This is a genomic window from Pseudomonas sp. WS 5010 (genome assembly GCF_012985565.1).
Taxonomy (GTDB): Bacteria; Pseudomonadota; Gammaproteobacteria; order Pseudomonadales; family Pseudomonadaceae; genus Aquipseudomonas.
In genome coordinates, this window is the sequence record NZ_JAAQWQ010000001.1 from 126,615 (window position 1) to 150,348 (window position 23,734).

Sequence of the window (23,734 nt, forward strand, 5' to 3'; positions counted from 1 at the left end):
TCGTCAATCGTTTATCGATCTGGGGTGATGATCACTGATAAACGATGTTCAGCGTAGCAGTTGCCCTGACTTCACCGCTGGTAAGTTGAGCGGGGTTGTAAGGGAAGTAGTAGGCGCCCATGCCAACCGAGAAATTGCTATTAACCACAGCACCTGCTGCGGCACTGAAAATGGAGGTGGCACTTCCCCGGTTTAAGGTGGAGGTGGAAAAGACAACCGGTGCGTTGGGAGTGTCGCGTTTGGCTACCTTTATACCGACGCCTTTCGCCGAGCCAGGCGTGCTGTCCATCAATACGCTATTGTCGGATGGAAGCAGGTTATTGCTGGATAAAAACATGTCGATTGCGCGGTCGGTGCTGCCGTTAGCCAGCAGGTTGTTACAGCTGAAATTCAATGTAAATGGCGTATAACCCGGTTGAGGGATTTTTGTCAGCTGCGCAACGCCTATTTTAGGAAGATTTACCATCAATCCTGCATTGTTGAAGGTGCAAGTTGTCATCCTTGGGGTGTATTTTACTATTATGTTCTGGGCAAACATATCCTGGAAGTCTTTTGGCCAATAGGTGAAAAAACTCCCTACATAACGGAGGAATTTCCCGAGCCATTCAAAAAACCCCATACCGCCGCTAGTTGTATCTCTCGCAATAGCTACGTCATTAATATTTAATGTATCTTGGCCTTCTTCGGCTACAACCTGATCGCCACCACCCCGGGGCACCAAAGTAAAACGCAGAGTCACAGGCGTGTTAAATTCTCCAGATGAGTGAGTACCTGCCGGAATGGATTGCTCTGGGAACGATCCAACGATGCTCATTTCTACCCAGCGTGCCCCTTTATCAAATCCCAAGCGTAATTTTTTATTGCCAATTGGGGAATAAGCTTCGATTTTTGAGTTTCCATTGCAATTGACAGACGCTGCCGGAAACTGGGTATAAAACGTCTTCTCAAATACAGGGTTTTTTGCGCTCAACTCATTTGAAATGTCGATCAGTATTGGGTTTCCGTATTGGGTGGGTGTTTCACCGTAGCAACGTGCATAGCCATTGCTACTGAATAGTCCAGCTACTAAAAAAATAAGAAAAAATCTGTTCATGATAATTTATTGTCTCGAATTAATGGCAGATATTTTTTGATGTGGTTTCGGCCAAGTCAGGCCGGTGAATAATGCAACTGCCGTTGTTAAGTCGAACCTCAAGGTACTCTGGCTTTTCATTGGACTTTACATACAGAACGCTGGCCTGGCCGATGAAACCGATAGACTCGCCTGATTTATCTAATACCTCCGCGCCAAACGGTAGAGGGCCACCATCTGCCTTGCGTGCCTGCACGATGTAAGACTGGCGTTGGTCAGTCTCAAATTTTACATGGTTGACTGTGCCGGCGAAGGGCACTGCATTGGCAATGTTTCCGACGATCTCTGCGCCGGAACTGTTACCGCTGTCGGACAACGTAACTGAGTTCAACCGATAAGGTGTTGCGTACGGAATCAGCGCCAAGCCATCTTTATTGGTCACAATACTTTGGTCTCCATTGACGATCAGGCCCTCGGCCTTGGGGGCCTCGACTACCATCATGGTGCTGCCGATTTCATTGGAGGCCAATATATGCCCAGGAATCATCACGACACTGCCTCGCGCACCTAGGCCGGTTTGCCGATAATCGGACGACTCACCGTAAGAGGCACCTACTGTTGTGACATTGCTACGGTAGGAGGTATTGACGCTGGCGGTGTTATCCCCTCCGTTTTGATTGCTGGCAGCTACGGTGTAACTCAGGCGGTTTGATTCCAGTGCATTGCCACTCACGCTAACGTTACTTTGCTGGTAGCGCGAGTCCACCAGTGATGCACCACTGTTGAGATACACCCTGTTGCCGGCGATATCAAAGGGCATGGTCACTGAGAGATAGAATCGCGTCTCTTCGTCACGGTTGGAGTTTCTGACGCGGTTGGCAGAGATACTGTAATTAACCTGCCCCACAGCGTTTGTGTAGCCAAATTGGTACTCACGGCTTTTAGTGTTGTTTGTCCAGTAGTCGCGTTGTGTTCCGGAAAAAAACACGGTGCCCCAGTTATCTTTCAAACGCTGGTTCAGACTTAAATTGAAGGTGTTGCGTGGGCGTGCGCTTCGCAGAGCATCCCAAGTATTCAAGTCGAGGATCGGAGCATCATCTTCGTCAAGTCTGTTTCGATAGTCGTTGATTTGTCTTTCGAGTTCACGGTATCCCTCTTGGGAATAAATGGCATCGCTGAAGCTGTAGTAGCCTTCGGTAGAATATCGATACGCCGCCAGGGTAAAGTTGGTATCCGTTACATCCAGGAACTTACTGTAGGACACCCGTACACTTTGCCCGCTTTTGCTTTGGTTTTTTAACTGAGTATTGGATTGGGTCACGTCAACAGAGACTGCACCGATCGGCAGGTTCAAGCCGCTGCCGACAAGGTAGGCGCGGTAATCATTGCTGAGGGTTGTGCCGGTATATCCGGTTAACAGATTGTTAAGCCCATACTGGAACGTACCCTGCACAAAACCAGGGTTATAGTCGGTATTGGTCTGGTTTACGTTACCGGCCACCAGGCTGTACTTACTGATCCCTTCCTTGAGCATATTAGGCACGGCGGAAAACGGTACGCTGAACGACTGCTCGCGACCGTCGGCCTCGTGGACCACCACCGTCAGGTCGCCAGCAGAGCCGGTGGGCTGGATATTGTCGAAGGTAAAGGCGCCTGGCGGTACGCTCTCCTGATAAACCACGCTGCCGTTCTGGATGACTTTTACCAGGGCATTGGTTTGTGCGACGCCACGCACAATGGGTGAAAAACCCTGTTTGGAGTTAGGCAGCATATTGATGTCGGACGTCAACGCCACACCTCGAACTCTAATCGAGTCAAAGAGATCACCTTCCGAGTAAAAATCACCGAGCTTGAAGTTGGAGGTGATGGAGGCAATGTTCTTCTGAAGATAGCGTGTATTTTTTTGGTACTTTAAATTTTCCGAGGAGCTTTTTCTTAACGAGCTATTTTCCCGGAACTGCCAACCAGCAAAGTTGATACCGAAATCCAGACCAGAGTACAGTTCGTCGCTGGATGAGCCGCCTTTTTTCGATTGTATGCTGTAATGCATTGCATTGTAGCCAAATAAAAATGCAGGCACGCCATGATCCCAGAATTTCGGGTCGACATAACCAGCTTCCGAACGATTCACATAAGACTGGGGCACAGTCAGCTTCAGGCTCAGGGTGCTAATATCTAAAATAAAAGAACCGCCTTGAACCAATTGGCTGACTTGTAGACTGTCCGCGCCTGGCTGCGCAGCGGGCAAGCCACCCATGTTGATCCCAAGAAGTGCGCTATCTTCGTAGCTGATCTTGATGTCGTCTTTTACGCCGCCAAACACTAATGAATAGCGACCTTTCCAAGTGTTATTGACATAAATATCAACATCTTGTTTGCCCGCAGGTATCTCGGAATTTGCATAGAAGCGTGAAAGATCGGATTCGCGAGATTTACCGGCCATAAGCGAAGTATCAAAGGTTTCTGCATAGGCTTTGTCCAGTAGAAACAGCGAGGACATCGTGAGAGCTTTAATAAGGGGTTTATGCTGTTTCATTCTGGGGCTTCACCTTAGTGCGATACTACAGCTTTAGTTTTGTAGGCACCCAAATCATCAATATACATCATGGTGTAGGGTGTATTTTTACTGACGGACTCTTTGCTCTCGACGAATGCGGAGGAAAAAGGAGCGACCATGACTGAGTCAACGAGCAGGTGTTTTTTATCGTGCTGGTCAATGTTGGCGAGTGTGAAAAAGTACGCGCTTTTATTGATCACGTTAAAACCTTTCGCGACCGCTTGCAGTTCGATTTTTTCGACGCTGCTGCTGGCTTTCTCTTTTAGTCCGCTCGGGCGATAGAACATTTTTATGCGAGACTTGATCGCCAGTTGCAGTGTGTTTGCACCCTGCAAATTTTCTGGAGTTGGCGGGATGTCCAGCACGTTTAAAAAGAAAACAGACTCCCGATCCGCAACCAGTGGGGCGCCGATTTTTGTAATTCGGAGCTGTTGACCGCTATCGCCGGATACTTTGACAACCGGCGGAGATAGCAGAAACGGAACATTCGCTGTTTCCGGCGTGGAGTTGATGTCGCCATCATCTATCCAGGCTTGTACCAAGGATGAGTCACTCCCATTATTGATGAGTTGAACTATCACATCTTTGTTTGCTTCTGGATAAACCACCCGAGTGCCATTGATGATAATGTTGGCCTGCGCAGACACCGAGCCAAGTAGTAACCCTGCTAAAACTAGTTGCTTTATCATGATGTTTTCCTGAACCAGGCCCATGGGATGGGCCTGGCACACGGGTTGTATTACAAGTAGGAAATGGTGTAGGTCAGGTTGGAGCTAAGGGCACCAACTTTGGCGGCGGCGGTGTTGGTTTTGTAGTAGTACGCATCAAGTACTAGTGTTTCAGGTGTTGTACCGGCTCCGCTGATGAGCGTGTTGAACGGCACGTTCAATTGGATCGGTGTGGTGGAACCTGGTTTCGCCAACGAGAAGCCGACGTTTTTGGCAACAGCAGCATCACTTTCGTTGACTGTGTTGTTCAGCAAGAACTTACCGTCTGTGGAAATGTTATCTGCGGACGAGAAATACATTTTCAATGGAGTGCCAGCAGTTCCTGCTGCTGGGGTGCAACCCGAGAAGGTCAGCGAGAACGATTTTTTGTTTTTGGTCAGCGGGCCAACAGTGGTGCCGGCGTCGTTAACAGAGATAGGCGACAGGGCAACGGTGAAGTCTGCACTTTTACCGCCGTTAATAGTGCAAGTAGTGTCGGTAATTGCGCCACTGAAGGAAATAACACCACCGGCGGCGTTGTCGGCAGCCATTACATTTGCAGAGGTCAGTGCGGCGGTCAGTGCTACCAGGGAGAAAGCGTGCTTGATCATAAAAATTCCATTGCTTGGTTAAGGTACGTATTAGGTTTTTACCTTGCAAGACCAGTGAATCTCTGCAGAGTAGAAACCAACTTCGACGAGCACTAACGTTGCGTAGTGGTTGTATGGTGCAGATCGAATTGGCAATAGTTTGTCTGGGGGGAATGAAGGTGTGTGTAGTCTCGTTCCTTCTGAATTGTAGGAAATTTCCTCGTGACGTTCGGGCGCGAGCGGTCATTCCGTATTTCTTTCTGTGAGAAATTTCCTACGTTGTGGCGGGAGATTTCTAGGCGTTTGCACGGTGAAGGATAGCGATAATAAGGAATCCAACTAGATCGTACTAAAGCACCAAGATACGTGTTTGACCCGCGTGTAGTACGTCATGTTTAGAGGAAGGGAAAAGCACTCGAAAGTTAAGGAGTATAGAAAATTAAAGTTTTACCGTATTCCGGAGAGCTATTCATGCAAGTACTACCATTACGTGTTCTGGTCTTGAACGACAATTTTTTTCAACGAGCAATCTCCGTCAATATGTTGCGGCAATTGGGCTGTGAGTCGGTGTTCAGTGCTCTCTCGGCGCTGGATGCGCTACACACCCTGCAAAGCGTCGGGCCCGTAGATGTTGTGTTATGCGATCTACGTATGCACGGCCTCGATAGCCTCGATTTTTTACGGTGCTCGGCACAAAACGGATTAGTCAAGTCGGTCATTGTCAACAGTTCGCTTGCGGAGGACGTGCGCAGAGCCGCCACAAAACTGATCCCTTTATTAGGATTGAGAATGTTGGGGGAGCTGGGGCAGCCTCTGCAGTTTGATACGTTGAGCAGGTTGCTGAAAAACTACTTGAATCAGCCGGCTACCCCATCGGATTCCCCTAACATCGATTTGGTAGCTGATGAAGCGCAGGTCCGCCGTGCAATGGAATGCGCGCAGATGGAGACTTACTTTCAGCCCAAAATCAATCTGTTGAGCAGTGAGGTATCAGGTGTCGAGGCTCTGACGCGCTGGAACCACCCAACCGGTGGCGTTGTTTCACCGGTCGTTTTTATGCCGACTCTTGAGCGTTGCAACTTGATGGATGAGTTGTTTTTCGCCCAGTTTGATCAAGGGTTGCAGTTGCAGCGGCATTTTTTGATGCACGGAACCCCTTTGAACATTGCATTCAATCTGCAACCTTCACAGCTTTCCAATGCGGCTTTGGTCACAAGGATTAAAGCAACCCTGGCGAGTTTCAGGTTGCCTGGAGCCGGCGTCACTTTCGAACTGACCGAAACAGGCCTTGTGGAAGCTTCAGCTACCTGCATGGAAAATCTCGTTCGGCTGCGCATGATGGGATGCCGGCTATCCATTGATGATTTCGGCAGTGGTTTTTCGTCATTGCAACGTTTGTGTCAGTGGCCTTTCAACGAGATCAAGCTGGACGGTGAGTTTGTTCAGTCACTGGGTGATGGGCCTCGTTCCCGGGCTGTCATCAGCAGCACCATCGCGTTAGGAGAGTCCTTAGGTATGACGGTGGTGGCTGAGGGTATCGAAACCCAGGAACAACACCACCAATTAGTGGATCTTGGCTGCGTGCATGGTCAGGGCTACTTTTTTGCCAAACCGATGACGAAGCACGGCCTGGAAAGTTGGCTTCAATCGCGTTATCCAAATCCCGAGGAGCGAAGGTTGCGCTCGCTCACACCCCGATAACACGTTGGCATCAGGTTGTAGGCCTGCATCGCTGTCTGCATGCAGTTACTGCGTGCTTTCGCAATTTACAAGGATCAAGAATGCCGACCCCCTATTTACGAATTTTGGTTGTTGACGATCAACCTGCACAACGGTTGAGTATTGAGAAAATGCTGAATCAGCAGGGGTATCACCGAATCGCACCCGTGGAAACATTTGCGGAATTGTTGGCAATGGTTGAAAACGCCGTCGAGCCCTTTGACCTTTTGGTGATAAACAGTGCTTTGGGAGTAGATGTAACATTTAGCCTGGATGATTTTTTTATGAACTGTCCGGCTGTTCGTCATACGTTAGTTTATGACGGCCTCCCAGTTGACAACCTGGTGACAGTCCCGGCGCCGGGATCAAAAGTAATTAGTAAACTCACGCGAACACCTGATGAGCGGGCGATAAGAAGCCTTATGCGCACGATCGACCCACCAAAAGTTCAACCCACACGTAGTATTCGTTTGCGCAGGGTGCTTTGAACTCAGACCGTTATAGCGATTACCGAACAGGGCTCGTAGACATTTCCATTTCCGGCATCAAGCCGTCCATGCATCGCTGGACAAAACATCAGACTCGCAGTCGATTTCCAGTTTTAAGGGAACTATTGACTGTTGCACTTTGCTCTCGCCATCGCCCGCGAATGCTGTGAATGTACGGACGAAGCCGTTTGAATCGCCCCGGTTTTCCTAGAGAAAGCCGGGGGTTTGTGGTTTTTGCTGCATGAAAACCAGCGATATGGGAATAATGTGGCCACACGCGCAGTGTCTGCCGTGCATTGCATCCCATCAAGGAAGATTCCCATTGAAAGCAGCCCTAATCGCTCTGCTCCTTACCTGCGTTACTTCCACCGTTTTTGCCAGTAACCCTGTCGGCTTCCAAGCCTCGACCTTGCCAGACCCCAACAACGAGCGCCCGCTGGAGATGGTGGTCTGGTATCCCAGCTCCACTACCGCCACGCCAAAGGTGATCGACGACAACCCGGTGTTTTTCAGTGCCCTGGCCGTGCGTGATGCGCCTGCGGCGGTGGGTGAGCATCCGTTGGTGGTGCTTTCCCACGGTTTCGGCGGCAGTTGGGGCAATCAGGAGTGGTTGGCCAGTGCGTTGGCCCAGCGGGGTTTTATCGTGGCGGCGGTCAATCATCCTGGCACTACCAGTAAGGACCGCAGCGCTCGTGCCGCCGCGCAGTTATGGCAGCGGCCGGTGGATATTCGCCGCGCTATCGACGCGGTGCTGGCGCAGCCAAACCAGTTTGGCGAGGTGTTGCCCGGTCGAATTGCAGTGGTGGGTCATTCGCTGGGCGGTTGGACGGCGCTGGAAGTCGCCGGTGCCCGTTTCGACCCTGAGCGTTTTGCCCAGGACTGCAAGGTTCACCGGCAGTTGGCCCCTTGCGCGGTCTACCAGCAGTTGAACCCCGCGCAGGCGCCGTTGGCAGAGGATTTGAGTGACAAGCGGGTCACTGCCATTGTTTCGCTGGACCTGGGCCTGTCGCGTGGGTTTACCGATCAAAGCCTGGCGGCGTTGCCGGTGCCGACGTTGGTGATTGCTGCGGGCGTGCCCTCAACAGAGCTTCCCGCTGAGTTGGAGTCTGCTGACTTGGCCAAGCGCCTGCCCCCGGCATCGACGCGCTATGTCGAAATCAGCGACGCCACTCACTTCAGTTTTATGGCCGTGTGCAAGCCGGGCGGGGAGGCGCTGATTGAAAAAAGCTCGCCAGGCGACGGCATGATCTGCCGCGATGGCGAAGGTGCCCGCCCGCGTGAGGTGATCCAGCAGCAGGTCACTTCCCTGATTGTTGAATTTCTGGCTCGTTAAACAGGCTAGGCCAGCAAATCCTCATAAAACGCCCCATAAGCCTTGCTCGGGTGGGCAATCTGAATCTCCAGGATCCACAGCCCTTCATTGGGGTAATGTTCGAAATCCCCCAGGTCGCCGCCACGGTGGATGGCATGGGGGAAGTCGCTGACGCGGTGCCCCTTGATGCTTAGGTTCAGTTCCCAGCCCATGTCCCGGGCCTGTTCTTGGGCATAGCGATAGAGCTCAAGGCCGACGACTTTTTCGGTTTTCCAGCGCAACTGCACCCGCTCGAACAGCGCTTTGGCTGCGCTGGCACAGGCGGCCATTTGTGGGTCGCTGCCGGTGGTGAAGGTGGCGCCGGCGTCGCCTTCATGGCCCTGCCACACTGCGCCCATGTCGATAAAGAAGATGTCGTTCTCGGCTAGTGCCGGGTCGCCGTCGGAGCGTTGCTTGAAGGTCTTGAGGGTGTTGGCGCCAAATCGCACCAGCAGCGGGTGCCAGATGCGTTGCATGTCCAGATCGGCAAGCACCTGCTTGCCCAGTTCCCGGGCTTGGGATTCGAGTATGCCGGGGCGGATCTGCTGGGACAATTGCTCGATGGCGCGCCAGGTCATGGCTTGGGCGTGGCGCATGGAGTCGATGCTGTAGGCGGCGCCCACGGCTTCCTTCGAAGGTGCGTTCAACGGGGTATCCTCGATTTTTATTGGCTAATCGCTATATCTTTTACTATATAGCGAGCGGTAGTGATCGGGATACCCATGCATGCAACGAAGCCAGGCTACGAGCGCCTGGCCAGGCGCGTATACACCGCAATATTGATCAGCAGGACCAGGGCGCCCAGGCCCAGTTGGATCTGGGGTGTCAGGCCCGCCGGATAGATCAGGGCAATGATGTAGTGCTCGATAAAACCCGCGCCATAACCTTCTTGCCCGGCGAGGTGGCGCAACAGGTTTTCCCAGCGGGTCAGGGGGCAGGGCAGGTGGAAGAACTCGACGGCCATGCCCCAGGCGGCGGCGGGCAGGTGCAGCCAGATGACTCGGCGCCAGCGCAGGGCGAGCAGGCCACCGAACAGCACAAACAGGATAAAACACAGGTGAAACAGCACCAGGCTGTCGGCGGCAATGCGCAAAAGCATATCGGGTTCGCTTGAACGGTTAGGGCGCCAGTCTAAGGGATAATGGGTTGCTTGCAGGCTGGCAGGGCCGTTATTGTGCTGAATCCTTTTAGTCCTTTGCCACGGATCTTTTGTGATGAGCGCATCGCGTACTGCTGTCGGCCCGATCAAGGCCGTGATTTTCGATATGGACGGGTTGTTGCTGGACACTGAAGGCATCTATACCCAAGTCACGCAGATTATTGCCGAACGCTATGGCCGTACCTACGACTGGGGCATCAAGCAGCACATCATCGGCCGTGGCGCCCAGGACCTGGCCGAGTATGTGGTCAAGGCGCTGGACTTGCCGATCACTCCCGAGGAGTTCCTGCGCATCCGTGAGCCGTTGATGAGCGAGCGTTTTCCCAAGGCGCTGGGCATGCCGGGCGCCGAGGCGTTGGTGCGGCATTTAAGTGCGCACAATATCCCCATAGCCGTGGGCACCAGTTCGTCGCGCAATTCGTTTGGCCACAAGACCACGCTGCACCGGGAGTGGTTTGGCCTGTTCGGCACCATCGTCACCGCCGACGACCCGGAAGTCGGCGCAGCCAAGCCTGCGCCAGACATCTTCCTCACCGCTGCCCGCCACCTGGGCGTTGCGCCCGAGGATTGCCTGGTGTTTGAAGACTCACCGTTTGGCGTGACCGCAGCCAAGGCTGCGAACATGACGGCCATCGCCGTGCCTGATGAGGCCATGGCCGACAGCAAGTACGCTCATGCCGACCAGATCATCCGCAAACTCGCGGACTTCGACCTGGCGGCCTACGGCCTGCCACCGATGCGCTGAAAGCTATCGGCGCCTGCGTAGGCGCCGGCGGCCGGCGATGGCGCCCGATAGCACACTGCAATCAGGCGCTAAAGCCACCATCAATAGTCAAGCTGGCCCCGGTGATATAGCCCGCCTCCGGCCCTGCCAGGTAGGCAACAAAGCTGGCGATCTCTGCCACCTGCCCATAACGGCCCACCGCCATAAAGCCAATCAGGCTCTCGGCAAACTCACTGTTGGCCGGGTTCATATCGGTGTCCACCGGGCCCGGCTGCACGTTGTTGATGGTAATTCCCCGTGGCCCCAGGTCGCGCGCCAGGCCTTTGGTCAAGCCCACCAGCGCGGCCTTGCTCATGGCATACGGGCCGCCGCCGGCAAAGGGCATGCGCTCGGCGTTGGTGCTGCCGATATTAATGATGCGACCCCCTTCGCCCATGTGCCGCGCCGCTTCCTGGGTGGCGATAAACACGCTGCGCACGTTGATGGCCAGGGTCTGGTCAAAGTCTTCCAGTTTGAACTCTTCCAGCGGGCCGACCGCCAGCACCCCGGCGTTGTTCACCAGGATGTCCAGGCGCCCGAACGCTTCGACCGTGGCGTTGACCGCATTGCGAATGGCCACGGCATCGGCGCTGTCGGCGTGAATCGCCAGGGCCTTGCCGCCATCGTTGATCACACTGTCCTGCAGGGCCTGGGCCTTGGCGGCAGAGCTGACGTAAGTAAAGGCAACGGCTGCACCTTGCGCGGCCAGGCGCTTGACGATGGCGGCGCCGATACCGCGGGAACCGCCCTGGATCAAGGCAACTTTGCCGCTGAGGTTTTGCGTGGTCATGTCGATCTCCAATTAGGCAAGGCGCGAATGCCTTGTGTTGTTGCCGAGTATCGACCTCGCGGGCATCCCTCGGTAGACCGTGATTGCTATAGTCTGTGTAAACCAAAAGTTTAGAGTGAGGTGGTATGGAGAGCTTCGGCAGTATCGAATGCTTCGTGCGCAGCGCCGAAGGCGGCAGCTTTGCCGAAGCGGCGCGGCACCTGAGCCTGACGCCGGCGGCCGTCGGCAAAAGCGTGGCTAAGCTTGAAGCGCGCCTGGGGGTGCGGCTGTTCCAGCGCAGCACCCGGCGGCTTACATTGACCGAAGCCGGCAAGTTGTTCCTGCAAGAGGTCAGCGCCAGCCTCACCACCATCCAGAATGCGGTGGCCAACCTGGCCAGCGCCGAAGGCCGACCGGTGGGTACGCTCAAGGTGAGTATGGGCACGGTATTTGGCAACCGTTATGTGGTGCCGTTGCTGGCGGAGTTTTTGCGGCGCTTTCCCGATATCAGCCCTGATTGGCATTTTGATAATCGCCAGGTCGACCTGATCGGCCAGGGCTTCGACGCCGCCATCGGCGGCGGGTTCGAGCTACCCCAGGGCGTGGTCGCACGCAAGTTGACCCCGGCCCACCGGATTCTGGTGGCCTCGCCCGATTACCTGGCCAAGCGCCTGCCCGTGCGTGTTCCCGAAGACCTGGGCTTGTGCAATGGCATCCTGATTCGCTCGCCGCAAACCGGCCGCGTGCGCACTTGGCAACTGACCAACCGCGCCCGCGAACAGCGGCCCCTGATGCTCAAGCCACGCATGACCATGGGCGACTCCGAAGCCGCGTGCTGCGCCTGCACCCAAGGCCTGGGGATTGCCCTGGTCAGCATGCCGATGGCTGTGCCGTTCCTCGACAGTGGCGCCGTGGTGCGGGTGCTGCCCGACTGGTACGTCGATGACGGCAACATCTCCCTGTACTACGCCGAGCACAAACTGCTGCCGGGCAAGACCCGAGTGTTCGTCGACTTCATCCTCGAGCAGTTTGCCCAGCAGCAGTTGGCGCAGCGGTTCAGCGCGGTATAGCACTCACTGCTGAACTCGCTGCCCGCTAGTGTTCTAAGCTGATACGGGCCAATGGGGCTTGCGACTGTCGAGACCGATCATGTCCATATCACGCGCTTTACTCGTATTTACCAGCCTGGCGTTGATTGCAGGCTCCCCGGCGCTGCTGGCCGATCCCGGCAATGGCAACGGCAAGGACAAAGGCAGTGCCCATGGCAATAAGGGTGGCGGCCAGGGTAATCAGGTCCAGGGTGGTGGCAAGAAGGGTGCAGGCGCCCATTACAGCGGCCCGCAAATTGATATCGGGGGTGTGCGGGTAATCCTTGGTGACAGCCGCGACTACTGGCGCGGTGGTTCGTCCCTGCCGCCAGGCATCCAGAAAAACCTGGCCCGTGGCAAACCCCTGCCACCGGGAATCGCCAAGAAACTCGATGGACGCCTGTTGGGGCGTCTGCCCCATTACGACGGCTACGAATGGCAACAGGCTGGCACCGACCTGATCCTGGTGACGATTGCCACCGGGATCATTTATGAAGTGCTCAATGACGTCTTGAACTGATCGAGATCGGCGATTCAGCGTGCGAACCTGCCAGGCCAGCCGATGATGGTCTTTGGCCGGGGTGTTCCATAGGTGCGCACCTTCGACGTCGACAACCCCAGCCTCACCAAGGATTCGGCCAGGGTTACCGCTGCAGTCACGCCATCGACCACCGGCACGCCGGTGCGCTGGCGGATCTGCTCATCGAGCCCGGCCATGCCGCCGCAACCCAGGCAGATCACCTCGGCCTTGTCTTCGCTGATGGCCAGCTCGGCCTGGCGCACGATGGCCTCCATGGCCCGCAGCGGGTGTTCCTCCAGTTCCAGCACCGCCATACCGCTGGCGCGCACCGAGGCACAGCGCTCAAACAGTCCGGAAAGCTTGAGCCGGTCTTCGATCAGCGGCACTGTGCGGTCCAGCGTGGTGACCACCGAGTAAGCATGGCCAAGGAACATCGCGGTGCTGGCGGCGGCATCGGTGATATCCACCACCGGCACGTTCAACAGTTCCTGCAGGCCTTCGCGGCCATGTTCGCCGTAGCCGGCCTGGATGACCGCATCGAATGGCTGGTCGTAGGCTATCACCCGGTCCATCACCGCGATGGCTGCCAGGTAGCTTTCAAAATTGCCTTCCACCGACTCGGCGCCGAAAAACGGGGTCAGGCCGACAATTTCGGTGCCCGCTGCCGCAACGCTGCGCGCCTGCTGGGCGATGGCTTGGGTGATGGATTCGGTGGTGTTGACGTTGACGACGAGAATGCGCATGGAATGCTCCCTGATCAATGACTGACGTTGTCGACAGCGATGCTCTCGCCGCTGATATCGGCATAGAACGGCTGGCGCTTGGCGATCAGGCGATACAGCACCCCGGCAATCCCCGCGCCAAACAGCCAGGAGAACGGCGAGACACTGGCAAAACCCGGCAACAGCGCCAGCACAATGGCAATCACCGCAGCCGGGACAAACGCGGCGACCGCCCGCATGTTCACCCCGCGGCTGTAGTAATACGTCCCGTTGGGGTCCTCGCTGTACAGCTGCGGCACGTCGATCCGGCCCTTACGGATCAGCCAGTAATCCACCATGATCACGCCATACAGCGGGCCCAGCAGCGCACCCAGGCCGGAGAGGAAGTACACAATCACCAGCGGGCTGTTGTAGAGATTCCACGGCAGGATCAGCACCGCGAGGAACGCGCTGATCAGCCCCGCACGCCGGAAATTCAGATACTTGGGCGCCAGGTTGCTCAACACAAAGGCTGGGGCAACGAAGTTGGCCATGATGTTTACCGCCACGGTAACGATCAGGAATGCCAGGCAGCCCAGCACCAGGAAGAAGGTGTTGGGAATGGCCGCGATGATCTGGGTGGGGCTTTCGATCACCTGGCCATTGAGTTGGAACTGCCCGCCGCACAACAGGATGGTGATGATCGCGAACACCAGGATGTTCACCGGCAGGCCCCAGAAGTTGCCGACCTTGATGGTCTTGCGGCAGGGCGATGAGCGGGCGAAGTCGCAGAAGTTGAGGATCAGGGTGCCGTAGATCGCCAGCCACAAGGCGCCGCCGGCGAAGATATTGCGCCACATCTCGCCACCGCTCAGGGGCTCGCGGATTGACCAGGCGATAGTGCCGCTTGCCTGGAAATACATCCAGCCGGCCAGTGCCGCAACGGTCAGCAGGATCACCGGGCCGGCAAAGCCCTCGTAGCGCCGGACCATTTCCATGCCGTAGGCCAGGATCACCAGTTGCACGAACCAGATCATCACAAAACAGGCCCAGCCCAGGGTTGAGAGGCCGAGTATCGAGTTGTGGTCGTAGTCGGCGAACCCTGGATGAATCGCCACCAACAGCACGCGGAACACCACTGATGCGAGGTAGGTTTGAATCCCGAACCAGGCGATCGCGATCACGGCCCGGATCAGCGCAGGTATTTGCGCGCCATAGATGCCAAAACTGATCCGGCTGATCACCGGGAATGGCACGCCGGTTTTCTGGCCCATGTAACCCGACAAGTTCATAAAGAAATACACCAGCGCCGCGCCGATCCCCAGGGACAGCAGAATCTGCCAGCCACCCAGGCCCAGAGCGTACAAGCCAATGGCGAATGAATAGTTGGCGATGTTGTGCACATCGTTGGTCCACAGGGCAAAAATGCTATAGCCACCCCAGCGCCGGCCTTCGGCCTTGGTGGGTGCCAGGTCCTTGTTGTGCAGGCGCGGGCTGAGTACCAGTGGCCCGAGGTTGGGGGCCGTGGGTATTGCTGTGGAGGAGGGCAGATCCAGTGCGAGAGTGTTGGGCAGAGTTGTACGCATTCCGGCAGGCTCCTGGCATCTGCAGCGAGCGCGTGGGTAAGGCGCGGCTAGCGTGCGGACACAAAGTGTATGAAGGTTGTTGTTGAAGTTGTATACAAAGACTTCAACTCCCTTAGCCACTTGTGTGCCAGGTTTTCATCTATAAAAAGTTAGGCTAATTTCGTTTTTGCAGTGGTTATTAATAATTAGCTGAATTTTAACAATTATAAATTGACCGTTTGAACAGGTATTTATTTTTTTGCAAGATTGTGGGAATGGAATATGTAGGAAGTAGGCAAAAACAGGGTGTAACTTTTCGGTGCGTAATCATTAAAGTGCACACAAAAATGGCACTGGTTGTAACGTTTGTGTGTACAGGTTTCATGGTCGATGGAAACAAATGTGGGAGCTGGCTTGCCTGCGATCGCATCATCCCGGTATTCAATTACACCGAGGTGATGCGATCACGGGCAAGCCAGCTCCCACACGAGCTTGTTGCGACATTCTTGGCAGGCCAGGCTTCAGGCCTTGCTGATGATATTTCCCGCGTGCAGCCCACATTCCTTCTGGGTTGCCTCTTCCCACCACCAGCGGCCTTCGCGCTCGTGCTGGTTCGGTAGCACCGGGCGGGTGCAGGGCTCGCAGCCGATGCTGATGAAACCGCGTTCGTGCAGGCTGTTGTACGGCAGTTCGAGCATGCGGATATAACCCCAGATTTCTTCGCTGGTCATTTGTGCCAGGGGGTTGAACTTGTAGAGGGTGCGCTCGGGCGTGGAGAACGCGCTATCGACTTCCAGGGCCGCCACCTGGCTGCGAGTGCCGGGGCTCTGGTCGCGGCGCTGGCCGGTGGCCCAGGCGCGTACGCCGCTGAGCTTGCGGCGCAGGGGTTCGATCTTGCGTACGCCGCAGCATTCGCCATGGCCGTCTTTGTAGAAGCTGAACAGGCCCTTTTCTTTGACGAAGGGTTCCAGCTTGCTCTGGTCTGGCGAGATCAATTCGATATCGATCTTGTAGAAGTCCCGCACCTGCTCGATAAACCGGTAGGTCTCCGGGTGCAGGCGGCCGGTGTCGAGGCTGAAGACCTTGACGTTCTTGTTGAGTTTCCAGGCCATATCCACCAGCACCACGTCCTCGGCACCGCTGAAGGAAATCCACAGCTCATCGCCGAACTGGCTGAACGCCAGCTTGAGGATGTCCTGGGCGGACTTGTTGGCATAGGTCGCGGCGAGTTCAGCGACGTCGAAGGCTTGGTTCATCAGGACGGTTCCTACAGGTCAGTGGCGCTGAGCGCTCTATAGGAGTGGGATGTTAACAAAATCCGCTCTGCGTTGCGGCGGCCAGCGCGAATCGCTAGAGTTCGGCAGTCCTTTTGCTCGCTCAACTGAAAAAAAATCCAAATGGGAGTGTCTTGTGGAAATTGCCTGTCTCGACCTGGAAGGGGTGCTGGTTCCGGAAATCTGGATCGCCTTCGCTGAAAAAACCGGTATTGAATCCTTGCGGGCCACCACCCGGGACATTCCCGACTACGACGTGCTGATGAAGCAGCGCCTGCGGATTCTCGACGAGCACGGCTTGAAGCTGTCGGATATCCAGGAAGTGATTGCCACGCTCAAGCCGCTGGAAGGTGCGATCGAGTTCGTCGATTGGCTGCGCGAGCGCTTCCAGGTGGTGATCCTGTCGGACACCTTCTATGAGTTTTCCCAGCCGTTGATGCGTCAACTGGGCTTTCCGACCCTGCTTTGCCACCGCCTGATTACCGATGAAAATGACCGGGTGGTGAGCTATCAACTGCGCCAGAAAGACCCCAAGCGCCAGTCGGTGCTGGCCTTCAAGACCCTGTACTACCGGGTCATCGCTGCGGGCGATTCCTACAACGACACCACCATGCTCGGTGAGGCGGACCGTGGAATTCTGTTCCATGCACCGGAAAACGTGATCCGCGAGTTCCCGCAATTTCCGGCGGTGCATACCTTTGAGGACTTGAAGCGGGAGTTCATCAAGGCTTCGAATCGTTCGTTGAGCCTGTAAGTGATTTAGCGGGGCTGGATGCCTCATCGCCAGCAAGCCCACCTTCGACCGTGTTTATCCTTTGGGAACGCAGTCGAAGGTGGGCTTGCTCACGATGAGGCCCTCGAAAAAGGGCTGTGCTTCAACGGCGCAAGCGACAAAAACGATCAGGGCAACAAGCAGTTGCGCCATGTGATCCCTCACGGACGGCAGACGCTATTGTTGCGCTGCAGTACGGTCCACGGCGGTTCTGATTCAGGTTCTTTCCTTGGGATAGGCGCTTACAGCCCTTCCAGCGTCTCCAGCAACACCCGCACCTTGGTCATCGATTCCTGATACTCCTCTTGCCACTGGGAATCGGCGACGATCCCGCCGCCACCCCAGCAACAGACCTGGCCGTCCTTGACCAGCAGGCTGCGGATGGCGATGGAACTGTCCATCTCGCCGCGTACGTCAAGGTATAGCAGCGAGCCGCAGTACAGCCCGCGCCGGGTCGGTTCCAGTTCGTCGATGATCTGCATTGCACGGATCTTCGGTGCGCCGGTAATCGAGCCGCCGGGGAAGCTGCCGGCGATCAGGTCCAGGGCGTCTTTGTCGTCAGCCAACTCGCCCGTGACGCTGCTTACCAGGTGATGCACATTCGGGTAGCTTTCCAGGCTGAACAGCTCCGGCACCTTGACCGAGCCGGTGCGGCAGGTGCGCCCCAGGTCATTGCGCAACAGATCGACGATCATCAGGTTCTCTGCCCGATCCTTGGGGCTGGCCAGGAGTTCGGCGGCGTTGGCTGCATCCTCGTTGGGTGTTCGCCCTCGGGGGCGGGTGCCCTTGATCGGGCGGGTTTCCACCTGGCGCTGGCTGATCCGCACGAAGCGTTCCGGTGACAGGCTTACGACCGCGCCGTCATCCGGCAGGCTCTGGAAGCCCGAGAACGGCGTCGGGCAGGCGGCCCGCAAGGCGCAATAGGCGACCCAGGGATCGCCGTTGCACGCCGCGCGAAAGCGTTGGGCAAAGTTGACCTGGTAACAGTCACCCGCCTGGATATAGTCCTGGATCCGCGCCAGGGCCTGTTCATAGGCGGCGGCGCTCAGGTCTGGGGTCATTCGGCTGTGCAGCTTGAAGCTGGCCGGGGTGTGGGCGGCAGGGTGGCGGAACAGGTCCAGCAGCCTTTGCCGTTCGCTTTGCGGCAGTTTCGGGTGGAACACCAATTGGCTGGTGCGTGCCTGGTGGTCGCTGATCAACGCCCAGGAGTAGAGGCCAAAACGTGCGTCGGGCAGGCCGATGTCATCGATTGCCTGCTGCGGGAGTTGTTCCAGGTGGCGGCCAAAGTCGTAGCTCAGGTAGCCGATCAAGCCGCCGGCAAACGGTAGTTCATAAGGCGCGGGCAGGCTGGCGTCACCCAGCAGCGTCAGGTTTTCCCTCAGACGCTCCAGGAAATCGCTACCGCTTTCATCCGGCCACACCGCCAACGTTGCTTCCGGCCAGGCGCTGAGCAGGTCATAACGACCACGCTCGGCTGCCGGCCGGCCACTGTCCAGCAGCACGGCGCCAGGCGCATGGCGGATCGCCGCAAAATACTCGGCGGGGTTGGCGTGGTAGGGCAGCGGGTGTACGGAGCAGGTCGACATGCGGGGGTGTATCAGCCATGGGCGCGGGGGAGGGGATTGTAGTCCCCTGTAGGATTTGCTCCTAGAGGGGATGTCGGGGATTGTTGGTTGAGGGGCGCGGCCGGGTGGGTTATTCAGCCTTGTACCGGTGGAATATGCCCAAACATTTCCTGGGCAAACCTCACGCGTTCTTCAGCCGTTTCCGTCACGCCCGCCGCCTTCAGCTCTTCAAGGCGAGCTTCTACCGCATGGGTACGCAAGGTCAGGCCGCAATCGTTGGCGATCTGGATATTCAGCCCGGGCCGGGCATTGAGTTCCAGGATCAGCGGGCCTTTTTCCTGGTCCAGCACCATGTCCACGCCGATGTAACCCAGCCCGCACAACTCGTAGCAGCCGGCGGCGAGTTTCATGAAACCGTCCCAGTTGGGCAGTTGCACACCGTCCACCGCGTTGGTGGTGTCGGGGTGCTTGGTGATGATGTTGTTCAGCCAGGTGCCGCGCAGGGTCAGGCCGGTGGCCAGGTCCACACCGACACCAATCGCGCCCTGGTGCAGGTTGGCCTTGCCGCCGGACTGGCGGGTCGGCAAGCGCAGCATGGCCATCACCGGGTAGCCCATCAACACGATGATGCGGATATCCGGCACGCCTTCGTAGCTGATGCTCTTGAAGATCTGGTCGGGCACCACGCGGTACTCGATGAGTGCGCGGTCACGGTGGCCGCCCAGGGAATACAGTCCGGTGAGGATGCTGGAGATCTGGTGCTCGATTTCCTCATGGCTGATGATCTTGCCGGACACAGTGCGATAGCGCCCTTCAAAGCGGTCGGCGATCACCAGGATACCGTCGCCGCCGGCGCCCTGGGCCGGCTTGATCACGAAATCGCTGCGACCACCAATGATTTCGTCGAGCTTGTCGATTTCTTTTTCGGTGGAAATGATCCCGTACATCTCTGGCACATGGATCCCGGCCGCAATCGCCCGCTCCTTGGTGATGATCTTGTCATCGACAATCGGATACAGGCTGCGCTTGTTGTACTTGAGCACGTAGTCGGCATTACGCCGGTTGATGCCCATGATGCCCCGCGCCTCCAGGGCCTTCCAGGTCTTCCAGAACCCGAACATTACGAATCAGCCTTGAGGAAGGCCTTGAAACGCACCAGCTCGGTCAGGCGGTAGCCACGGTAGCGACCCATGGCAAGCATGAAGCCCACCAGGATCAACAGGATCGCCGGGAAGGTGAACACGAAGTAGATCAGCTCCGGCACGCTCATGATGATGTGGGCCAGGGACGCGGCGAACAGGGTGCCAATCGCGACTTTCATCGCATGGCCGCCACCGCGCTCTTCCCAGGTGATGGACAGGCGTTCGATGGTCATGGTCAGGATCACCATCGGGAACAGCGCCACCGACAGGCCGCGTTCCAGGCCCAGCTTGTGGCTGAACAGGCTGATGGCCGCAATCAGCACCACGACGAAGGTCAGCACCACCGACAGCCTCGGCAGCATCTGCAACTTCAAGTGCTCCAGGTACGAGCGCAGCGACAGCCCGAGCGCCGTAATCACGGTAAACAGCACGATGCCAAAGCCCAGCTGCGTCTCGCGAAATGCCAGGGCGATCAGTACCGGGGTGAATGTACCCAGGGTTTGCAGGCCGATCAGGTTGCGCAGGATCAGGATCACCAGCACGCCAATGGGGATCATCACCATGATCATGAAGGTCTGCTGGGTTTGCAGCGGCAGGCCGTAGAGCGAGTATTCGAGGAAGTTGGCGTCGGTGTTCTCGTCCGTCAGCTTGGCCAGGCGGATCGCGTTCATCTCGCTGTTGTTCAGGCTGAAGGTCACGGCGGCTTTCTTGCCGCCATCGACGGTGATCAGGTTTTCATCGCCGGTCCACCACAGCAGGCGGTCCGAGGGCAGGCCCTGTTCGCCGGTTTCCGGGTTGAAGTACAGCCAGTCGTTGCCATTGAAGCTGCGCAGCCACAGCTCCGGGGTTTGCGGTTGGTCGGCCACCAGGCGGATGGTGTGGACTTTTTCTACCGGCACGTGGGCGATGGACAGCAGTAACTCGACGATCTTGGCCTTGTGGGGCGTCGACGGATCGCCCGCCAGCAGCAGCTTGACGTTATCGTCGTTAAGGTTGTTGGTGCGCTTGATGGCTTCGCTGATAAACGTCTCGACATCGGCCGAGTGCTGGCGGATCGGTGCCAGCAGGGCCTCGGCGGCGATTTTTTCCGGGCCTTCCACGGCAATGCTGTCGCGGAAGGTCGGGCCCTTGACCTTGACCTTCTCGCCGCTGTAGCGCTTGGTCAGCACCAGGCGGTAGTAGAGGGTCTGGTTGCCCTTGGCGCGCCGGGCCGACCAGGTGACCTTGCGGTTGCCGTCGATGCGGTTGACGCTCACCCCATAGTTATTGGAGATGAAGCTCTCATTGAGGCTGACGAAGTCGCGGCTCAGGGGCGGCACGAACATCTGGACCTTGACCGGGTCCTTGGCATTGGCGACGAACTCGACCTTGGCGTCGATGTTCCACAGGTCGTCAGTGGCGTCTTCGGTCACCGGGATGCCGAGGACGAAGATCTGATAGGCCGTGACCGAAATGCCCAGTACCACCAGGACGGCGATCAGAATCTTCAGGTGCATAGTAAGAGAGCGCATTGGAATTACTCGGCGGTATGAGCGTCGGTGGCGCAGGCAGGTTTGCCCGCTGCGTATTTAAGACTGGGGTCGACCAGCGCATCAAAGCGTTTCAAGGCTTCGGAGCCGATCAGCAGCGGATATTGGAAGGCGCTGCGGTCAGTCAAGTTCACTTCGATGCTGCGTAAAGCGGTGCCCATGCAGATGTCCAGGGCAATCACCGGACGGGCGGTGTAGTTCTTGTCCTCATCGGGGTCGTAGTCGCCGGCGCGGCGCTTGATCTTGCTGACGCGGGCCAGGGGGCGCTCGATGGGGTGCGAATGGGCGGTGTCGATGGCCAAGTAGAAGCGGACCCAGGACTCACCATTGCGCTTGAAGCGCTTGATATCCCGGGCACTCAAGGACGCAGTCTTGGCGCCGGTGTCGAGCTTGGCGGCGACTTCCAGGTCAATGCCCGCCAGCTTGGCGTATTCATTGAGGCCGTAAACCGTCTTCTCGGCAGCGATGCCAAGGCCCGGAAACATCAGTAGGCAGAACAATAGGGGGAAGGGCTTGAGTCTCATAGATCCTGAGGCGGTGCAGTGCGATGTTTGATTCAAGGCGACTGGCATTGCTGCGCAAGCTCCCTCGTGCGCCTTTTCATCCGGAGATGTCAGGCAAATGCGGCGGGCATTCTAACATGAAGGTTTTCTGGCGCCAGCGCTGGCAGCCGGCCATGCCTTGTCGCGTGCAGGGCGGGTTATTAGACGATTGTCGACAATGTGCATTTATTCTTTGACTATCAGGGGCTGATTGGCTAGTTTTTGCGGCATTGCTTTTAAAGGTGTCGACAATCATGCTGGATCAGCTGGAAATTCCGGTGGCAGGGCAGGACGATTCCCAGACGATGTCCGAGAACGTCTTCCGTCGTATCCAGGCCGCCATCGTCAAGGGCGAGATAGCCCCCGGCAGCAAGATCTCTGAACCTGAGCTGGCGCGCACCTACGGCATCAGCCGTGGCCCGTTGCGCGAGGCGATCCACCGCCTGGAAGGCCAGCGCCTGCTGGTGCGCGTGCCCCATGTCGGCGCGCGGGTGGTGTCCCTGAGCCAGGCGGAATTGGTGGAACTCTACGAAATCCGCGAATCCCTCGAAGGCATGGCCTGCCGCCTGGCCGCCGAGCGCATGACCGACGCAGAAATCGAGGAGCTGCGCCAGGTCCTGCACACCCACGAGCGCGATGCTGCGTTCCAGGCCGGTGTTGGCTATTACCAGCAGGAAGGCGACTTCGACTTTCACTACCGGATCATCCAGGGCGCGCGTAACCGCACCTTGACCCAGATGCTGTGCGGCGAGCTGTATCAACTGGTGCGCATGTACCGCATCCAGTTCTCCGCCACCCCCAATCGTCCACGCCAGGCATTTGCCGAGCATCACCGCATTCTTGACGCGATTGCCGATCGCGACGGTGAACTGGCCGAGTTGTTGATGCGCCGTCATATCGGCGCTTCCAAACGCAATATCGCCCGTCACTTCCCCGACGGCGCCCCCTCGAGAGGTGAGTCATGAGTTCCGATAAAAACAGCACCCCAGGCCAGCGATTCCGTGATGCGGTAGCCAGCGAACACCCGCTGCAAGTGGTTGGCGCGATCAACGCCAACCATGCCTTGCTGGCCAAGCGCGCCGGTTTCAAGGCCATTTACCTGTCTGGTGGCGGTGTCGCCGCGGGCTCCCTGGGTGTGCCGGACCTGGGCATCACCGGCCTGGATGACGTGCTGACCGACGTGCGCCGGATCACCGACGTATGTGACCTGCCGCTGCTGGTGGACGTGGACACCGGTTTCGGTTCCTCGGCGTTCAACGTGGCGCGTACCGTCAAGTCGATGATCAAGTTCGGCGCCGCCGCGATCCATATCGAAGACCAGGTGGGCGCCAAGCGCTGCGGCCATCGCCCGAATAAGGAAATCGTCTCGCAGCAGGAAATGGTCGACCGCATCAAGGCTGCCGTGGATGCCCGCACCGATGACAGCTTCGTGATCATGGCGCGCACCGACGCCCTGGCCGTGGAAGGCCTGGAGTCTGCCCTGGAACGCGCTGCCGCGTGCATCGAGGCCGGCGCCGACATGGTCTTCCCCGAGGCCATCACCGAGCTGGAGATGTACAAGCTGTTCGCCTCCCGTGTGAAGGCGCCGATCCTGGCCAACATCACGGAATTCGGCGCGACGCCGCTGTACACCACCGAACAGTTGAAATCTGCCGATGTTTCCATCGTGCTGTACCCGTTGTCGGCATTCCGCGCCATGAACAAGGCCGCCGAGAACGTCTACACCGCGATCCGTCGCGACGGCACCCAACAGAACGTGATCGACACCATGCAAACCCGCATGGAGCTTTACGATCGCATTGACTACCACACCTTCGAGCAGAAGCTCGACGCGCTGTTCGCCGCCAAGAAATAAGCGCAG

Annotated in this window: 23 protein-coding genes; 9 read left to right on the forward strand and 14 right to left on the reverse strand. The window is 57.2% G+C overall.

Translation table 11 applies throughout. The annotated features are described in order from the left end of the window. Positions 1-31: 31 nt before the first annotated feature. From HBO11_RS00565 to HBO11_RS00580, 4 genes are read right to left on the reverse strand one after another with little or no spacing between them, the layout of a single operon-like run. Entirely contained in the window at positions 32-1,093 is a 1,062-nt protein-coding gene (locus tag HBO11_RS00565; RefSeq protein WP_169954274.1) for a fimbrial protein, read from the reverse strand. Between the two features lie 19 nt (positions 1,094-1,112). Beyond that, positions 1,113-3,608, reverse strand: coding sequence for a fimbria/pilus outer membrane usher protein (locus tag HBO11_RS00570; protein ID WP_169954273.1), 2,496 nt, complete (start codon positions 3,606-3,608; stop codon positions 1,113-1,115). A gap of 14 nt (positions 3,609-3,622) precedes the next feature. After that, entirely contained in the window at positions 3,623-4,342 is a 720-nt protein-coding gene (locus HBO11_RS00575; RefSeq protein ID WP_262380928.1) for a molecular chaperone, read from the reverse strand. Positions 4,343-4,368: 26 nt separating this feature from the next. Continuing rightward, a complete protein-coding gene (locus HBO11_RS00580; protein ID WP_169954272.1) occupies positions 4,369-4,947 on the reverse strand; it encodes a fimbrial protein in 579 nt (192 codons plus the stop codon). 450 nt (positions 4,948-5,397) lie between these two features. Here HBO11_RS00580 and HBO11_RS00585 point away from each other — a divergent pair, with 450 nt between their 5' ends. The 3 genes from HBO11_RS00585 (at position 5,398) to HBO11_RS00595 (ending at position 8,466) form a co-directional block, all read left to right on the forward strand. Continuing rightward, the gene (locus tag HBO11_RS00585) at positions 5,398-6,627 is read left to right on the forward strand and encodes an EAL domain-containing response regulator (RefSeq protein ID WP_170057713.1); all 1,230 of its coding nucleotides are present in this window, start codon (positions 5,398-5,400) and stop codon (positions 6,625-6,627) included. Positions 6,628-6,707: 80 nt separating this feature from the next. Then, positions 6,708-7,133 carry a response regulator gene (locus HBO11_RS00590; RefSeq protein ID WP_169954270.1) on the forward strand — a complete coding sequence of 142 codons (426 nt, stop codon included), beginning with the start codon at positions 6,708-6,710 and terminating at the stop codon, positions 7,131-7,133. Between the two features lie 322 nt (positions 7,134-7,455). After that, positions 7,456-8,466 carry an alpha/beta fold hydrolase gene (locus HBO11_RS00595; RefSeq protein WP_169954269.1) on the forward strand — a complete coding sequence of 337 codons (1,011 nt, stop codon included), beginning with the start codon at positions 7,456-7,458 and terminating at the stop codon, positions 8,464-8,466. Positions 8,467-8,471: 5 nt separating this feature from the next. Here the strand turns inward: HBO11_RS00595 and HBO11_RS00600 are convergent, their stop codons facing one another. Together HBO11_RS00600 and HBO11_RS00605 are read right to left on the reverse strand one after the other, a co-directional pair. Beyond that, a complete protein-coding gene (locus HBO11_RS00600; RefSeq protein ID WP_262380929.1) occupies positions 8,472-9,131 on the reverse strand; it encodes an aminopeptidase P family protein in 660 nt (219 codons plus the stop codon). A gap of 95 nt (positions 9,132-9,226) precedes the next feature. Beyond that, positions 9,227-9,583 carry a DUF2784 domain-containing protein gene (locus HBO11_RS00605; protein WP_169954268.1) on the reverse strand — a complete coding sequence of 119 codons (357 nt, stop codon included), beginning with the start codon at positions 9,581-9,583 and terminating at the stop codon, positions 9,227-9,229. A 115-nt stretch (positions 9,584-9,698) separates the two neighbouring features. Between HBO11_RS00605 and HBO11_RS00610 the strand changes: the two genes are divergently transcribed. After that, the gene (locus tag HBO11_RS00610; RefSeq protein WP_169954267.1) at positions 9,699-10,388 is read left to right on the forward strand and encodes an HAD-IA family hydrolase; all 690 of its coding nucleotides are present in this window, start codon (positions 9,699-9,701) and stop codon (positions 10,386-10,388) included. 61 nt (positions 10,389-10,449) lie between these two features. On the opposite strand, the gene HBO11_RS00615 is transcribed toward HBO11_RS00610, so the two are convergent. Next, on the reverse strand, positions 10,450-11,196 hold the full coding sequence (locus HBO11_RS00615; protein ID WP_169954266.1) for a 3-oxoacyl-ACP reductase family protein: 747 nt from the start codon (positions 11,194-11,196) through the stop codon (positions 10,450-10,452). Between the two features lie 125 nt (positions 11,197-11,321). Between HBO11_RS00615 and HBO11_RS00620 the strand changes: the two genes are divergently transcribed. Both HBO11_RS00620 and HBO11_RS00625 read left to right on the forward strand, forming a co-directional pair. Beyond that, a complete protein-coding gene (locus HBO11_RS00620; RefSeq protein WP_169954265.1) occupies positions 11,322-12,245 on the forward strand; it encodes a LysR family transcriptional regulator in 924 nt (307 codons plus the stop codon). A gap of 79 nt (positions 12,246-12,324) precedes the next feature. After that, positions 12,325-12,783, forward strand: coding sequence for an anti-virulence regulator CigR family protein (locus HBO11_RS00625; protein ID WP_169954264.1), 459 nt, complete (start codon positions 12,325-12,327; stop codon positions 12,781-12,783). Positions 12,784-12,797: 14 nt separating this feature from the next. Here the strand turns inward: HBO11_RS00625 and HBO11_RS00630 are convergent, their stop codons facing one another. From HBO11_RS00630 to HBO11_RS00640, 3 genes are all read right to left on the reverse strand, one after another. Next, positions 12,798-13,526 carry an aspartate/glutamate racemase family protein gene (locus HBO11_RS00630; protein ID WP_169954263.1) on the reverse strand — a complete coding sequence of 243 codons (729 nt, stop codon included), beginning with the start codon at positions 13,524-13,526 and terminating at the stop codon, positions 12,798-12,800. A 14-nt stretch (positions 13,527-13,540) separates the two neighbouring features. After that, positions 13,541-15,070, reverse strand: a complete 1,530-nt coding sequence (locus HBO11_RS00635; protein WP_169954262.1) for an NCS1 family nucleobase:cation symporter-1 — start codon at positions 15,068-15,070, stop codon at positions 13,541-13,543. Between the two features lie 500 nt (positions 15,071-15,570). Beyond that, entirely contained in the window at positions 15,571-16,305 is a 735-nt protein-coding gene (locus HBO11_RS00640) for a phosphoadenylyl-sulfate reductase (protein WP_169954261.1), read from the reverse strand. Between the two features lie 154 nt (positions 16,306-16,459). Here HBO11_RS00640 and thrH point away from each other — a divergent pair, with 154 nt between their 5' ends. After that, the gene (thrH, locus tag HBO11_RS00645; RefSeq protein WP_029298307.1) at positions 16,460-17,077 is read left to right on the forward strand and encodes a bifunctional phosphoserine phosphatase/homoserine phosphotransferase ThrH; all 618 of its coding nucleotides are present in this window, start codon (positions 16,460-16,462) and stop codon (positions 17,075-17,077) included. Between the two features lie 260 nt (positions 17,078-17,337). On the opposite strand, the gene pabB is transcribed toward thrH, so the two are convergent. The 4 genes from pabB to HBO11_RS00665 all read right to left on the reverse strand — a co-directional run bounded on the left by pabB (position 17,338) and on the right by HBO11_RS00665 (position 21,855). Next, positions 17,338-18,681 (reverse strand): aminodeoxychorismate synthase component I, encoded by a 1,344-nt coding sequence (gene pabB, locus HBO11_RS00650; protein WP_169954260.1) that lies wholly within the window; start codon positions 18,679-18,681, stop codon positions 17,338-17,340. A 113-nt stretch (positions 18,682-18,794) separates the two neighbouring features. Continuing rightward, complete coding sequence (locus HBO11_RS00655) at positions 18,795-19,781, reverse strand: alpha-L-glutamate ligase-like protein (protein WP_169954259.1); 987 nt, start codon at positions 19,779-19,781, stop codon at positions 18,795-18,797. Then, positions 19,781-21,313, reverse strand: a complete 1,533-nt coding sequence (locus HBO11_RS00660) for an inactive transglutaminase family protein (protein ID WP_169954258.1) — start codon at positions 21,311-21,313, stop codon at positions 19,781-19,783. Before HBO11_RS00660 ends, HBO11_RS00655 begins: the two co-directional genes overlap by 1 nt. A gap of 5 nt (positions 21,314-21,318) precedes the next feature. Further along, positions 21,319-21,855 carry an ATP-dependent zinc protease gene (locus HBO11_RS00665; protein ID WP_038442340.1) on the reverse strand — a complete coding sequence of 179 codons (537 nt, stop codon included), beginning with the start codon at positions 21,853-21,855 and terminating at the stop codon, positions 21,319-21,321. A 272-nt stretch (positions 21,856-22,127) separates the two neighbouring features. On the opposite strand from HBO11_RS00665, the gene HBO11_RS00670 reads away from it, so the two are divergent. Both HBO11_RS00670 and prpB read left to right on the forward strand, forming a co-directional pair. Further along, positions 22,128-22,838 (forward strand): GntR family transcriptional regulator, encoded by a 711-nt coding sequence (locus tag HBO11_RS00670; protein WP_169954257.1) that lies wholly within the window; start codon positions 22,128-22,130, stop codon positions 22,836-22,838. Then, positions 22,835-23,728, forward strand: a complete 894-nt coding sequence (prpB, locus tag HBO11_RS00675) for a methylisocitrate lyase (protein WP_169954256.1) — start codon at positions 22,835-22,837, stop codon at positions 23,726-23,728. The genes HBO11_RS00670 and prpB overlap by 4 nt, the downstream gene beginning before the upstream one ends. The last annotated feature ends 6 nt before the right edge of the window (positions 23,729-23,734 follow it).

Bases quoted from the DNA above. Each gene is read 5' to 3' on its own strand.
- HBO11_RS00565 (WP_169954274.1), bottom strand. From the start codon at position 1,093: ATGAACAGATTTTTTCTTATTTTTTTAGTAGCTGGACTATTCAGTAGC.
- HBO11_RS00570 (WP_169954273.1), bottom strand. From the start codon at position 3,608: ATGAAACAGCATAAACCCCTTATTAAAGCTCTCACGATGTCCTCGCTG.
- HBO11_RS00575 (WP_262380928.1), bottom strand. From the start codon at position 4,342: ATGGGCCTGGTTCAGGAAAACATCATGATAAAGCAACTAGTTTTAGCA.
- HBO11_RS00580 (WP_169954272.1), bottom strand. From the start codon at position 4,947: ATGATCAAGCACGCTTTCTCCCTGGTAGCACTGACCGCCGCACTGACC.
- HBO11_RS00585 (WP_170057713.1), top strand. From the start codon at position 5,398: ATGCAAGTACTACCATTACGTGTTCTGGTCTTGAACGACAATTTTTTT.
- HBO11_RS00590 (WP_169954270.1), top strand. From the start codon at position 6,708: ATGCCGACCCCCTATTTACGAATTTTGGTTGTTGACGATCAACCTGCA.
- HBO11_RS00605 (WP_169954268.1), bottom strand. From the start codon at position 9,583: ATGCTTTTGCGCATTGCCGCCGACAGCCTGGTGCTGTTTCACCTGTGT.
- HBO11_RS00610 (WP_169954267.1), top strand. From the start codon at position 9,699: ATGAGCGCATCGCGTACTGCTGTCGGCCCGATCAAGGCCGTGATTTTC.
- HBO11_RS00615 (WP_169954266.1), bottom strand. From the start codon at position 11,196: ATGACCACGCAAAACCTCAGCGGCAAAGTTGCCTTGATCCAGGGCGGT.
- HBO11_RS00620 (WP_169954265.1), top strand. From the start codon at position 11,322: ATGGAGAGCTTCGGCAGTATCGAATGCTTCGTGCGCAGCGCCGAAGGC.
- HBO11_RS00625 (WP_169954264.1), top strand. From the start codon at position 12,325: ATGTCCATATCACGCGCTTTACTCGTATTTACCAGCCTGGCGTTGATT.
- HBO11_RS00630 (WP_169954263.1), bottom strand. From the start codon at position 13,526: ATGCGCATTCTCGTCGTCAACGTCAACACCACCGAATCCATCACCCAA.
- HBO11_RS00635 (WP_169954262.1), bottom strand. From the start codon at position 15,070: ATGCGTACAACTCTGCCCAACACTCTCGCACTGGATCTGCCCTCCTCC.
- HBO11_RS00640 (WP_169954261.1), bottom strand. From the start codon at position 16,305: ATGAACCAAGCCTTCGACGTCGCTGAACTCGCCGCGACCTATGCCAAC.
- pabB (WP_169954260.1), bottom strand. From the start codon at position 18,681: ATGTCGACCTGCTCCGTACACCCGCTGCCCTACCACGCCAACCCCGCC.
- HBO11_RS00655 (WP_169954259.1), bottom strand. From the start codon at position 19,781: ATGTTCGGGTTCTGGAAGACCTGGAAGGCCCTGGAGGCGCGGGGCATC.
- HBO11_RS00660 (WP_169954258.1), bottom strand. From the start codon at position 21,313: ATGCGCTCTCTTACTATGCACCTGAAGATTCTGATCGCCGTCCTGGTG.
- HBO11_RS00665 (WP_038442340.1), bottom strand. From the start codon at position 21,855: ATGAGACTCAAGCCCTTCCCCCTATTGTTCTGCCTACTGATGTTTCCG.
- HBO11_RS00670 (WP_169954257.1), top strand. From the start codon at position 22,128: ATGCTGGATCAGCTGGAAATTCCGGTGGCAGGGCAGGACGATTCCCAG.
- prpB (WP_169954256.1), top strand. From the start codon at position 22,835: ATGAGTTCCGATAAAAACAGCACCCCAGGCCAGCGATTCCGTGATGCG.